Source organism: Desulfobacter sp. (assembly GCA_028768545.1).
Lineage (GTDB): Bacteria > Desulfobacterota > Desulfobacteria > Desulfobacterales > Desulfobacteraceae > Desulfobacter.
In genome coordinates, this window is record CP054838.1 from 3738965 (window position 1) to 3751665 (window position 12701).

Genomic DNA, 12701 nt, shown 5'->3' on the forward strand with positions numbered 1-12701 from the left:
GGTTTTGTTTAAAAAAATAAAATATGCCGACAACAGGAGGAGTGAATGGATCATAAACCAAACCTTTTTGACTTTGAAAGTCTGGCCTTTTTCGGGAGGGTCAATGCGTCTATCTCCCATGAATTAAAGAATATAATGGCCATTATTTCAGAAACGGCCGGACTTCTCAGCGACCTTTCGGAAATGGCCCGAAAAGGCGGTACCATTGAGCTTGATATGCTCACGGACAGTACCCAAAGCATTGTCGAAGAAATTCAGCGGGGGTTTACAACCATTCGGCAGATGAATCGGTTTTCCCACAGTATTGATACCCCCATTGTTTCCATTGACTTAAGGGAGATCCTGGATCTGGTCGCCCGACTGTCAGAATATTTGGCCTTTGCCGGCAAAATGAACATCTCCCCTGTTGAAGGGGATGCCCCCATGGTCAAGACCTGTCCGTTCATTCTCCAGGCAATTATCTATGAGGCCGCAGTCCGGATATTTAAGGAGACAGGGCCTAAAGCAAACCTGTCTGTATCTATCCAGCCAATAGAGGATTCAGCCTGGCAGATTGCCTTTACCGGTTTGAGTATCACAAAATCAGACACGTTTTTGGGTCAAAATATAAAAAAAATGGCAGCATCAATAGGTGTTTTTATCAACCACACCCCTTCAGATGCCCGCCTGGAAATTCAGGTCCCGATTTCAATCAAAGAGGGGGCTGTCTGTTCGGAATCAAACACAATACCGGCAGGACATGACCGGTAATAATGTATAAAACCTCAGTGATGTCCGGTTAGGTTTTTGCTTGCTCAATAATTTTTTGATCTTTGACAATATTGTCCCTGTTTGAACTATGAGAGCCCTGCTCCTCGCAGCCAAACAGGTCATTTAGAATGGCGGTTCGCAGCTGCCGAACTCTTTTGATCGTGACCTTTTCATTAAACTGTTTTTGGCAATGGATTGCCAGTAACAGGTAAGTGATAAGGCCGCCAAGAATCTGAACCATAAGGCCGTATTCACTGCGGGCAATGAGATGATATACCTTCAGATGTTCTTTCCACCATTTGAAAAAATCCTCAATGGTCCACCGGAGTTTATAAATTGTTGCTATTTGTTCCGCTGTTAAATCATGCCTGTCAGTTGCCACATAGTATTTGACGCCAGCAATTTTATAGCCAACAACCCGAACAGGCCTTTTCGTCTGGTTTTGATTCGGAGTACCAAGTTTAACCAGTGCATCATAAAAAATGTAGCTGTCGGAAGGGGTCTCGTGGTTATCAATAATTGTTCTTGTTGTCCTGGTTTTTATACGGCAGACAAAATGTTTGCCTTGCTCCTGAAGCAGGTCAAATTCTTTATGGGATTGATATCCACGATCCATAACACCTGTTTGCCCCTTGGAAAGTATTTTGGGAACAAAAGTGCGTTCAGCGCCGTTGCCTTCAGTCAAAAAGATTTTGTTTGGGATTCCGTGATTAATGTCAAATCCGCAATGTACTTTGGCTTTTTTACTTCCTTTTCTGTAGTTCGCCCAGTGCATTGAAAGGACTGCATTTATGAGACTACCGTCAATGGAAACCAACTCTCCTAACTCGGCGTGTTCACCCGGATGACACTCAAGAGCCTGTTTATAAAGATCCTCAAAGATAAATTGCAGTTGTTCGAGTCCCCTGTGATTGATGGCTTCACAGAAACTACTACGGCTGATACCACCGTCTGGCGCAATATTTTCTTTAGCAAAAACATTCTCCTTGAGATCCTGAATTAAATGTCGGGCAGACTTGTGCTCCTGAAGATGGAAATAAACCAAAGCATTTATCTGGTCTTCGAATGTCATTTTTAAAGGGCGGTCTCCTCGAGATTGTAATTCCGGTGCTTTTGAAAGTGACTTTATCAGAGGGCACCTGAAATTGTCAAAGTTCAGGGACCGTAGTTGTTTTTTAGGGACTGAGATGTGCGTCATTTGAGCTCCTTGAGTTAAGGGGCGCATTCCCATTTTCCCGGTTATACCGCTGGCACTGGATTGTGCATGTTTGCCATCTGCTTCAGGCAGTTCCAACGCCCTGCTTTATAAAATGATCGCAGCATAATCATTTTTTCTGCATTCTCCCGATACCAAAAGATGCATGGACCTTTAAGACGTAAATTCACGACTCTCCGAATCGAACTTTCAATAGCACCGCTGCCAATAGGTAAGTTCAACGCTTTTACAGTTGAGAAATTAAGCCTCAGTTCATTGCGCACAAAATAATCCCGTTCCGTCTTGATAGCCTTACTGTTTCTGCCTCTACAAAGCTTCTGGACGGCCTGTACCACCTCAATCGCCTTTCCCTTCAGCAGAAGACCTCGCTGCTTCGATACCCAGCGTTTGCGTTCCTTGGATGACCAGGTCTTCCTTAAGCCTACTACTGTACCCAGATGCTCAACTGTATGGTAGAAATCGAGAAGTTCATACACACGCTCAGGAGCCAAACCCAATGCTTTTAGCAGTCCGGGGATTCGATTCCAAATCCAATGTGCCCCATCTGCAACAAACAGTATTTTGTCTGAGTTCTGAATATGAAGGGAGTTCAAATAACCCTTTAACAAGTGGAATACACCATCCGGTCCATTGAAACAGCCATCAATAAATGGTGAAAAGCTTTTTTCTTGTTTTCCATGGGCGTCCACTACATAAATGATCAAAAGCTTGGGTTCTCGCCATGCCCCACGAAATCGGGTTCTATCCTTTTGGGTTTTTGGTCCCCTTTTCTTCTCTCTGAGCCGAGTGCGGCCACCATCAGTGCTGATAACGACTCGCCGCCCTTCAAGTAAATCTCCATCATTTAATGGGATTCGGCCCGCTTGTTGTTCGGCTCGAGCCCGCTCTGCGTACCGATAGGTCAGTTTACGGATGACCTTTATACCCAACGTCATCCCACGGTCACAAAGCACTTGACGGACTTCTTCAAAAGAACTTAATAAGGCTGACCAAGAACTCACCATAGAAGCCAAAGCAGGCGAGCAGCGATCATGGATTCCAAGAAGGATTAAACCAGCGTATGCACCTTTATATCTTTTTCCTTTTCGGCGGTCACAGGACCTTCGATAGTATCGAACATGAATATCAACCGAACTATCTGTACAAAGCTGAATCCAAACGGTCTCAAGCCCTTCGCTTTTCATCCGTCCCGGCCAATTGGACATCAATTCTTTTTCTTGGTCGACCTGTTCAGAGGAATCTACTGAGGCCTGGATCTTTTTTTTAAAAAAAAGGCGCTTATCCGATTTGTATACTCAAGGATTTCCTGCTCCATCTGTTCTAATTCGTTAGCGTTACGAACCAAGCGATTTGGATCTTCTTCCAGTTCTTTGAGGCATGCAAGGACTTCATCAACAGTATTACAATCTTCAGCTTTCTTCATTAGCACAATCCATTTATGTTCATTTCAGCGTAACAGAGGATATCATTCTTTTTGCTCTAAAAGACAGGCCTTTTTAAAACCGGGAAAATGGGAATGCGCCCTGAGTTAAGTTTTCAAGGCGCACAAAAATTTTTACGCACATTTGTCAACACAAAACCGACTGTTTTTTTCAATGATTTTAGATGCTTTTTATATGCAACAACCTAACCGGACACTACTGATAAAACCTATTTTAATCAAAAAAATAAAGGAAGGAAGGAACCATGGAAACTGACAACAAAATAAAAATTCTTTTGGTGGATGATGAAGTCAAATCTTTAGACGCAATTTCAAACCGGTTGAGTTTAAAGGGATTTGAAGTGACCACGGCCACAGATGGCGACAAGGCCCTCAATGAGGCCCAAACCGGCCGCTTTGACCTGGCCGTGCTTGACCTTCAAATGCCGGGCACTGACGGTTCGCAGGTCCTTAAAATCCTCAAAGAAAAACATAAATTTATTGAAATCATCATGCTGACGGGCCATGCCACAGTGGACTCAGCAGTGGAATGCACCAAACTCGGGGCATTCAAATACCTGGAAAAATCCTATGATTTTGACACATTGGTGGATGCGCTAAAACAGGCCTATCAGGCCAGGATGGAAAAGAAATTTGAAAGCAATGAAAAGCGAATGGAAGCCATTCAGCAGATCGCCATGGGACAGTCTCCTTTGGGAGTCCTCAGAGAAATGGCACAATTGGATGACAGCCGCAAATAAAGCTGCGCTCGTCTAAAGGGCGTTCAAAATTCTGTGTCAGTTGAATGAAAGCTGATATACTCAGCTAAATAAGGAGAACTGACATGACCGAAGAAAACACCGAATTTGATTTTCAAAAAGCCCTTAAAGGCATCCAGGAAGGTAAACCCTTCACAGGTAAGGGCGGCGTCCTTACATCATTAATCAAAAATCTTGCTGAAGCTGCTCTTGAAGGAGAGTTGGAGTCCCATCTCGGGCAGGAAGTTTCTGCCAACCGCCGTAATGGAAAAAGCAAAAAGACCATTAAATCCCTGGATGATAAATTTGAGCTAAAAACCCCGCGTGACAGGGCCGGAACCTTCTCTCCACAGATCGTCAAAAAACATCAGACAACGCTCAGCGATGAAATTGAAAGAAAGATAATAGCCCTTTACGGCCTGGGCATGAGCTATAATGACATGGCTGCCCATTTACAGGAAATCTATGGACTTGAGATTTCAAATGCCACTCTGAGCACCATTACCGATAAAATCATCCATACCGTCAAAGAATGGCAGGCCAGGCCGTTGGAAAATGTGTACCCAATCGTATGGCTTGATGCCATACATTATAAAGTACGAGAAAACGGAAAGGTCGGCAGCAAGGCCGTTTACACAATTCTTGGGGTGAATATCGAGGGCCGCAAAGAGGTTCTTGGGCTGTACATATCCGAGAATGAGGGTGCGAACTTCTGGCTGCAGGTGTTAACAGACCTTTCAAACCGAGGGGTAAAAGATATCCTGATTGCCTGTGTTGATGGTCTAAAAGGTTTTCCCGAGGCCATTGAGACCATATTCCCGGACACAGAAGTTCAACTCTGCGTAGTCCACCAGATCCGAAATTCATTGAAATACGTTGGTTCCAAAAATAAAAAGGAATTTATGGCAGATCTAAAACGTGTTTATAAAGCGGTCAATAAGGATCTGGCCGAAGAAGAACTGGATATCTTGGAAAATAAATGGAATGACAAATACCCGATTGTGATAAAATCCTGGCGGAACAACTGGGAACGCCTCAGTCATTTCTTTAAATATCCAGAAGAGATTCGACGGATAATATACACCACAAATACCATTGAGGCTGTGCATCGACAGTTTCGAAAACTGACCAAAACAAAGGGATCATTCCCGAACCAGGACAGCCTGTTAAAGCTGCTTTACATGGGGATCCAGAACGCCAGTAAAAAATGGACAATGCCGATTCAAAATTGGTCACTGACAATTTCCCAGTTGGCAATTTTCTTTGAAGGCCGGCTGGATAAAGAGCTGGGAATTTGATAGGGATTTATTTACAGATGGAAAAGATGGTTCCAGGAACTCCACTCCAGCAAAAGTCAACTCCTCCGACGTGGCTGATTGAAGGCCCATTCTCGGACCTGACTTTTACTTCCGCTGGCGCTGAGGCAGATCCGGGAACCGAAACCGTGACACAGAATTCTGAACATTCCCTAAGAAAAGAAAACGGGTATATAAATCAAAAACGGGCGGATGCTTAAAGCATCCGCCCGTTTACTGTCCGTACACCGGCCTTGGGTTAAAACGAATTAAAATCCTAGGTAAAGGCCAGCATAATTAAAACAGATAAGGTCAGTATGAAAAACACCTTTGAGGCTTCAAGGCAGAATCTGTTCAAAGGGGTTTTTTCTGCCAGAAAGACGCCGTTCCAATAGTCTATTCTTCCGGGTCTTGAATCTTCAGGAGCCATGAAATACCGAAGTATCATTATCCATGAATTTTTCATTTTTTATATCCTCAATGCATTATTTGTTTAACAAAATTCAGCGATTATGAAATAGTATAGACAAAGCGCCCAAAAAATAACAGAAGCAGAACCCATCAAAAAAAACAGAGCAGATGTGAAAAATAAAAACGGGAAATTCCTTTATTCAGATCTTGCAGACCAGATTCAGGCCCGGATTGAAAGCGGGGGATTTAAGATTTCAGAAAAACTGCCCTCGTTGCGCGCCCTTTGCCAGAGTACGGGATACAGCATGACCACGGTGTTTCAAGCGTACGTGGAACTTGAAAAAAGAGGGGTGGTCGAATCCCGGGACCGGTCCGGCTATTTTATCAAGCCCCGGCTTAAACGCCTGAAAGACCGGGCCCAGATGACCCGGGAAGAGATGGTGCCCAGAAAGATCAATCTGGATGATCTCATCCATCAATTGACAGAAGATATGGGGGATCCCCAAATTTTAAACCTTGGCGGGGTAATGGTCGCGCCCGAGCATCTGCCGGTTAAACGCCTTCACAACCAGTTAAAAGCCATTCCCCAAGATCAGATTCCCAGGATCATTGCAGGCTATGCCCATCCCCAGGGCGTCACCCTGCTCCGCCACCAGATCTCCAATTTATTGTTCCCCATTATCCCCGGGGTTAAAATTGAAGATATCATTATCACAAACGGGTGCACTGAAGCCTTGAGCCTGAGTTTAAAAGCCGTGTCCAAACCGGGAAGCACCATCATTGTTGAATCCCCAACAGATCCATGGCTGAGGCAGACCATCAAGGATTCAAATATGTTTACCCTGGAAATCCCTGCCAATCCGGAAACCGGAATGGATCTTACGGCCTTGGAAAAAATTATTCACCAGGAAAAAATAAGCGCCTGTATTGTCAATCCCAACTGCCAGAACCCCCTTGGATTTATCATGCCTGATGCGCACAAGCGCAAGCTTGCTGAGCTTTGTTTTCAAAAACAGATCCCCATTATTGAAAACGATGTAACAGGCGACCTTTACTTTGGGGAGACCCGGCCCTTTCCCATCAAAAAATGGGATCATCACAACAATGTCATTTACTGTTCTTCATTTTCCAAGGTCCTTGCCCCGGGCCTGAGAATCGGGTGGGTGATTCCGGGACGGTTCAAACAAATTGTCAAACGGATGAAACTCAACCGGTCCCTGATCTCCCCGACCCTGAGCCAGACCCTTGTGGCCAATTATTTAAAGGAAGGAACCTATAACCGTCACTTGAGACAGTTGAGAAAAAAGATTAAACTTCAGCACACCCTCTGCGCCCGGGCCCTGAACAGGTACCTGCCCTTAAATGTCAGGATGAGTTCCCCCAAAGGGGGATTGTGCATATGGATAGAACTTCCCCAGGGGGTGGAAGGGCGAAAAGTCTATTATGAGGCCATAAAAAAAGGAATTTCCATCCTTCCGGGGTTTTTGTGCACAAGCTTTAACACCTATGACAGGTTCATACGCATCGGCTACGGGGGCGTATGGAATGACACCATGGACAATGCCATTGAGAAAATCGGCCAGATCATAACAACCATTGGACAAGAGGAGACATAACCATGGATTTTCAAGACTACAAACAGGCGATCCAAGATGCCATCCAGAGTGAAATCGACGCCAGAATCTTTTATGAAAAAATCAGCCAGGGAATTAAAAACAAGGCCTTGAAAAAAACCTTTGAGGAATTTGCCGCAGAAGAGGGCAAGCATGAAGTTATCCTGACCCGGATTTTAAACCAGGAAACCATCACCATTGCCCATTTTAACTGCGACAAGGATTATAAGGTGGCCCAAACCATTGAAATGCCGGAGGTCACCCCGGAAATGGACCTGAAAAACGCCATAGGACTTGCCATGAAAAATGAAGAGATTGCCATGGAAAAATATATGGCCCTGGCAGACAATTGCACCGATCCTGAACTCAAACTGGTATTCCAGGATTTGGCCGCCATGGAACGGGACCACAAGTTTAAAATGGAAGAACAGTTCGTGGATGTGGCTTACCCCGAGGTCTGGTAACCCCGGGGTATCTTAGAAAATCAGAGCACCCCGTCCATTTCATGTTTCAGGGACCGGGTCATGAGGCGGTCCACGGTCTGGTCCACGGGCCGTCCTTCAAAGAGCACGGCATACACCTCGTTGCAGATGGGAAGATCCACCCCAAGCTTTTTGGACAGATTGTAAACCGATCTTGTGGTTTTAACCCCTTCTGCCACCATGCGCATGTCAGAAATAATATCATCCAGGGCCTTTCCCTGGCCGATCTGTTTGCCCACAGTATAGTTCCGGCTCAGATCCCCGGTACAGGTCAGCAGTAAATCCCCTACCCCGGCAAGGCCGGACAGGGTCAAAGGGTCTGCGCCCAGGCGGGTGCCCAGACGGTTCATCTCGGTAAGGCCCCGGGTGATCAGGGCGGCCCTTGGATTAAGACCCATGTTCATCCCGTCACAGATGCCCGCGGCAATGGCCAAAACATTTTTCATGGCACCGCCCACCTGGGTGCCCACGGGGTCATCATTGACATAGACCCTGAACCGAGGACAGGCAAACACGGTCTGGACAAATTGGGCCACCTCACGGTCAACAGCGGCAGCGGCCACCACCGTAGGCACCTGGGCCGCCACTTCCTTGGCAAAGCTGGGGCCCGAGAGCACGGCAAAATTCTTTTTGGGCAGATGGTCCATGACATTGGAAAGAATATCGGTCATGGTCTCGTGGGTTTTATTTTCAATGCCCTTGGATGCGGTGACCACAACGGTCTCAGAACTGATAAAGGCCTTCATCTCCTGGGCCACAGACCGCATGCAGTGGGAGGGAACCACCACCAGTACAAGGTCCTTGTCTTTCACGGCCAATCCCAGGTCATTGGTGGGAGTTATCCTGTCCGGCAGGGTAAATCCGGGTAAAAACACCTGATTCTCCCTCAGGGTTTTGATCTGCTCTTTGACTTCAGGTTCAAACACCCAAAGATCCAGGGCAAATCCTTTGTCTGCCAACAATTTGGCAAGGGCGGTGCCCCAGCTGCCGCCCCCGATAACCCCGATTCGAATATTTTCCATTTTCATTTGCATCCTGCCTATATTAAATCTCATTCAGCGTTACATCTGAATCCAAAAAAACCGGCACCTGCCGGATTGTAAATGCTTGTACATACATTAAATTCATCTTTGTTTCAATCCCCTGCCCCGTCTCATCAAGGCGCTGTGTTCTTTGCTGATTCAGCTCAATCATGAAAAACCGGGTAGTTTTTCTGGGTGTTTAAAAAATCATCAACATGGGTGTCCGTGGAAAAACAGGGAAAAAAAAGATCCTCCTCCCCATAATTTTCAGGCAGGTCGTTGAGATAGAGAATCCGGAAAAGACGATCCTTTTTAAACAAGAAATAATAAGCCCCTTTTTTCCGGTCCCAACATTGCCAGGTAACGCTATCGGCCAGCACAGGGACCATGTCAAATGCTTTGCGGGAAGACAGACGGACCCGGCCTTTGGGAAAACAGGTCTCAATAAAACGGATGGATTTGATCTTATTGATCTGACTTAATACTGCTGTTTTTTCATCCCCGATAAAAAAGCCCTGGGTTCCGGACCGGGTATACGAGTAAATGCCCTTGGGCGAAACCGCCACCATTTCCACCAAAAAGACCGCCAGGATCAGGACCACAGCCATGAACAACTGCCAAAACCGCTGATTTTTTTTCTCCAACACAGGTTGCATCATCTAAGCCCTTTAAAGGGCAAGTCCTGCCCGAACCTGCTCAACCTCATCCCGGGAAAAAAGGATTTCAACCAATTTGAGGGAAAAGGCAAGAGCAGCACCGGCCCCTTTACCGGTGATACATTTTCCATCCACCACCACGGCCTGGTCCTGAACATTGCCATTGTCAATCAAATGGGAAAATCCAGGATGACAGGTTACCCCTCCGGGCCTGACCAGGCCAAGAGGGTGGAGCACAACAGCGGGTGAGGCGCAAATCGCCCCGTAATACCGGCCTGACCGGGCCTGTTCCTTTAACATCGTTTATAGGTCCTTTGAGGCCTTTAAATTCTCGGCCCCTGGAATTCCGCCGGGCAGTGCAATAAGATCAAAGGCCGTATGGGTCAGATCTGCTATCAAAGCGTCGGCCATTATCCGTGTTTGCCTTGCGCAGAGGATGTCAAGGGTGTCCACCGAGGCGGTTGTCACATGGGCACCGGCCCGCCTGAGCACATCAACGATGGTGACAGCCTCCATTTCTTCTATGCCCTGGGCCAGGGGAACCAAAACTTTTTTTGCCATCACGGCCTCCTTTGGATTAGAGTTTAAATAATTTGGGCCTCGTCCATTGAAACCCAGCCCACCTTTTCCTTGCCAATCCGGATCTTGATATGATTTTCTTTTTTGTCCACCACATCCACCCGGGTACCGGCATGAAGGTCAAACAGCTGGGTGGCGGCCTCATGGGTCCCTGACCTCACCGATACGGTTTGCCCGAGGATCACGGCGCACCGCTGTGAATTAAGTCTGCCGGCTTCCAGACCCGTGGCCAGGCAAAAGACCATGAGCATGACAAAAAGCACTATGCCCGGGCCTGAAAAAACCTTTTTCTTCCGTATTTTTCTGATGACGGCCCAGGCAAAAAATAAAAGCGATGCGCCTATGGATAAAAACTGAAAATATTTCAAAGGCATCACACCCTGCCAGAAAAACAGGACGGTCCAGGGAGAAAAAGAGCGCTCGATCTTGTCCGTTACCTGGTTCCGGGCAAAGTTCAGGTTGAAATTAAGGTCAGGATCCCCTGGAGACAACCTTAGGGCACGCTCATACCAGAGAATGGCCCGGCCGATATCATTGGATTTCAAATAGGCATTGCCCAGGTTATAAAACAAATTTGAATTTTTAATTCCCTGGGATGCAATGGTTTCAAAGCATTGGGCAGCCTCCTTAAAGGATCCTGCCTTATAGGCCCGGGTACCGTCGATAAAAAGCCCTGCCCTGTCCTGGGCATGGGCCTGGGCTGAAAAACTGACCAGGGGAAGTACAAAACAGGCCATCACGGCCATGGTCTTTATCATCCTTTGGACACGCTCAAAGGTGTGGACTGCCTTTTTTTCATCCATTGCAGCCCCCCCGAACCGTGCCGAATCCAAGGTCTCCATGAGTGCCATGATTTTGTTGTTCATATCTGTATCCTCAGAGGACTGGCCCAAAATCCGCTCGGCCTCCTCCCGGGTAAGGCTTTCTCCCTGTTTATCTCCCAGGGATAAAACAGCGGCAGTCAGGGCCGCCTGGACAAGGCCTAAATATTCAGGCGATCTGGGAGATATTTTTTGGGCGGCCCCCAGATAGTTCTGGGCCCTGGCCCGGTAGGTTTCCTGGATGGTTTTTTCACGATTTTTAAATCTCAGCCCCAGGATACAAAGGACAAATCCCAGACCGGGCAGTCCCAAAAGCATTAAAAACAGGGGCAGGGGCAGATAAGCGGCAGAGGAAATACTTGAAATTTCTTCTTTGATATCAAAAATATCCCGGTTGCGCATGACCACGGCCTGCTTTGACGCAACCGTCTTTGACTCTGGTTTTTGATCCGTCAGTGTTGCTGGGTTGGCTGAGGGTTCCACCACCAAAGGGATGGGGTCGGTAACAATGGTTTTATAGGCCCTTGTTCGGGTATTAAAATAGGTTAAGCCCAAGGAAGGGATGGTCACACGCCCCGGGATACCCGGCACCAGGGCCTGCTTGAATATTTTTTTGCCTGAAAACCCGTTTTCCGTAGCCGTGATCTGCTCTTCAGGGGAATCTTCATACACCTTAAACCGTTTGGGATCCAGTTTCAAAGGGGGGACACCTGCATCCATAATATTGCCCTTCCCTTCAATGGTAATGGTCAGGGTGGCAGACTCGCCCACAACAAGGGTGTGTTCGTCCACCCCCGTTGAAATGGTAAACTCGCCCACAAGTCCTGAAAAGTCTTGGGTCCCTGAATATTGAGGCAGAACAATTACCTTGAGCGTGACCGGGTTAGATACGGCCCGAACCCTTGAGGTCCTGCCCCCGGAAAAAAACGAATCATTAAAAAAAGAATCAAACGAGTCCCTGGAAGGGGTGACAGGCTTTTGGGCGGTGAACACGGCCGGTGCAATTGTAAATTCCCCCAGGGCTTCTCCCTGGACCAGGTAATTGATTTCAAGAACCACAAAGACCCGGCCGTTGATATTCCGGGTATATTTTTTTTGTTCTCCGGCTTGCCGGGTCATAAGATCCTTGAATCCCAGGGAGGTCAAAGCGACATTGTAAAGTTTTTCAGCCAGATACAATTTTAAGGTATATACGGCCTGCTGGCCCTGAACAATGTCCGGGCTTGACAGGCTGGCCTCGGCATAAAAGGATTTAACCCCGTCACGGGCCAGGTCTTCCTCTGAGACAAGGATCTGAATTTCCCGGGTCACGGTCTTTTCTTTCTCCCGGGTCACGGTCAGCTCGGGAATTTTTAACACCCCCTGTTTTTTGGGCATCAAAGAATACTGGTAGATCACCTGGTGATGGAACTTCCCGTTGACATAGCTTCTGCTGGACTGGGTGCCTGAAGAAAGCACCTGAAAATCCGTGATCGGGGCCAGGTCAACCTGGCCCTTTCCTCCGTCCACAATCACCTGAAAAGAAACCGTATCATGGACGCTGATACGGGTTTTATCAACATGGGCCTGGGCTGAAAAACAAAATCCCATGGATGGAAATATTAACACAAGCCCCAAAACAACCCAGGCCAACAGCGCATAATTTTGTTTGGCTTCTATTTTTCTTCGTTTCATCGGG

12 protein-coding genes and 1 pseudogene are annotated in these 12701 nt (G+C 47.0%); 5 read left to right on the forward strand and 8 right to left on the reverse strand.

Features of this window, described 5'->3' with window-relative positions; all coding sequences use genetic code 11:
• Positions 1 to 45 precede the first annotated feature (45 nt).
• Positions 46 to 750: a HAMP domain-containing histidine kinase gene (locus tag HUN05_18095; protein WDP86798.1), complete on the forward strand. Its 705-nt coding sequence runs from the start codon at positions 46 to 48 to the stop codon at positions 748 to 750.
• Between the two features lie 28 nt (positions 751 to 778).
• On the opposite strand, the gene HUN05_18100 is transcribed toward HUN05_18095, so the two are convergent.
• From HUN05_18100 to HUN05_18110, 3 genes are read right to left on the reverse strand one after another with little or no spacing between them, the layout of a single operon-like run.
• Entirely contained in the window at positions 779 to 1948 is a 1170-nt protein-coding gene (locus HUN05_18100) for an IS4 family transposase (protein WDP88127.1), read from the reverse strand.
• Positions 1949 to 1989: 41 nt separating this feature from the next.
• Positions 1990 to 3150, reverse strand: a complete 1161-nt coding sequence (locus HUN05_18105) for a hypothetical protein (protein ID WDP86799.1) — start codon at positions 3148 to 3150, stop codon at positions 1990 to 1992.
• Between the two features lie 56 nt (positions 3151 to 3206).
• Positions 3207 to 3389, reverse strand: a complete 183-nt coding sequence (locus HUN05_18110) for a hypothetical protein (protein ID WDP86800.1) — start codon at positions 3387 to 3389, stop codon at positions 3207 to 3209.
• 263 nt (positions 3390 to 3652) lie between these two features.
• Between HUN05_18110 and HUN05_18115 the strand changes: the two genes are divergently transcribed.
• Together HUN05_18115 and HUN05_18120 are read left to right on the forward strand one after the other, a co-directional pair.
• On the forward strand, positions 3653 to 4147 hold the full coding sequence (locus HUN05_18115; GenBank protein ID WDP86801.1) for a response regulator: 495 nt from the start codon (positions 3653 to 3655) through the stop codon (positions 4145 to 4147).
• An 83-nt stretch (positions 4148 to 4230) separates the two neighbouring features.
• The gene (locus HUN05_18120) at positions 4231 to 5442 is read left to right on the forward strand and encodes an IS256 family transposase (GenBank protein WDP86802.1); all 1212 of its coding nucleotides are present in this window, start codon (positions 4231 to 4233) and stop codon (positions 5440 to 5442) included.
• A 274-nt stretch (positions 5443 to 5716) separates the two neighbouring features.
• Here HUN05_18120 and HUN05_18125 read toward each other — a convergent pair whose 3' ends face one another.
• Positions 5717 to 5905, reverse strand: coding sequence for a hypothetical protein (locus tag HUN05_18125; protein WDP86803.1), 189 nt, complete (start codon positions 5903 to 5905; stop codon positions 5717 to 5719).
• 115 nt (positions 5906 to 6020) lie between these two features.
• Here HUN05_18125 and HUN05_18130 point away from each other — a divergent pair, with 115 nt between their 5' ends.
• Positions 6021 to 7466: a PLP-dependent aminotransferase family protein gene (locus tag HUN05_18130; GenBank protein WDP86804.1), complete on the forward strand. Its 1446-nt coding sequence runs from the start codon at positions 6021 to 6023 to the stop codon at positions 7464 to 7466.
• 2 nt (positions 7467 to 7468) lie between these two features.
• Positions 7469 to 7927 (forward strand): ferritin family protein, encoded by a 459-nt coding sequence (locus HUN05_18135; GenBank protein WDP86805.1) that lies wholly within the window; start codon positions 7469 to 7471, stop codon positions 7925 to 7927.
• A gap of 20 nt (positions 7928 to 7947) precedes the next feature.
• Here the strand turns inward: HUN05_18135 and HUN05_18140 are convergent, their stop codons facing one another.
• From HUN05_18140 to HUN05_18155, 4 genes and pseudogenes are all read right to left on the reverse strand, one after another.
• The gene (locus HUN05_18140; protein ID WDP86806.1) at positions 7948 to 8973 is read right to left on the reverse strand and encodes an NAD(P)-dependent glycerol-3-phosphate dehydrogenase; all 1026 of its coding nucleotides are present in this window, start codon (positions 8971 to 8973) and stop codon (positions 7948 to 7950) included.
• A 158-nt stretch (positions 8974 to 9131) separates the two neighbouring features.
• Positions 9132 to 9611 (reverse strand): hypothetical protein, encoded by a 480-nt coding sequence (locus HUN05_18145; protein WDP86807.1) that lies wholly within the window; start codon positions 9609 to 9611, stop codon positions 9132 to 9134.
• 24 nt (positions 9612 to 9635) lie between these two features.
• Positions 9636 to 10184: pseudogene (locus tag HUN05_18150) on the reverse strand (DJ-1/PfpI family protein).
• 23 nt (positions 10185 to 10207) lie between these two features.
• A complete protein-coding gene (locus tag HUN05_18155) occupies positions 10208 to 12697 on the reverse strand; it encodes a BatD family protein (GenBank protein WDP86808.1) in 2490 nt (829 codons plus the stop codon).
• Positions 12698 to 12701: the final 4 nt, after the last annotated feature.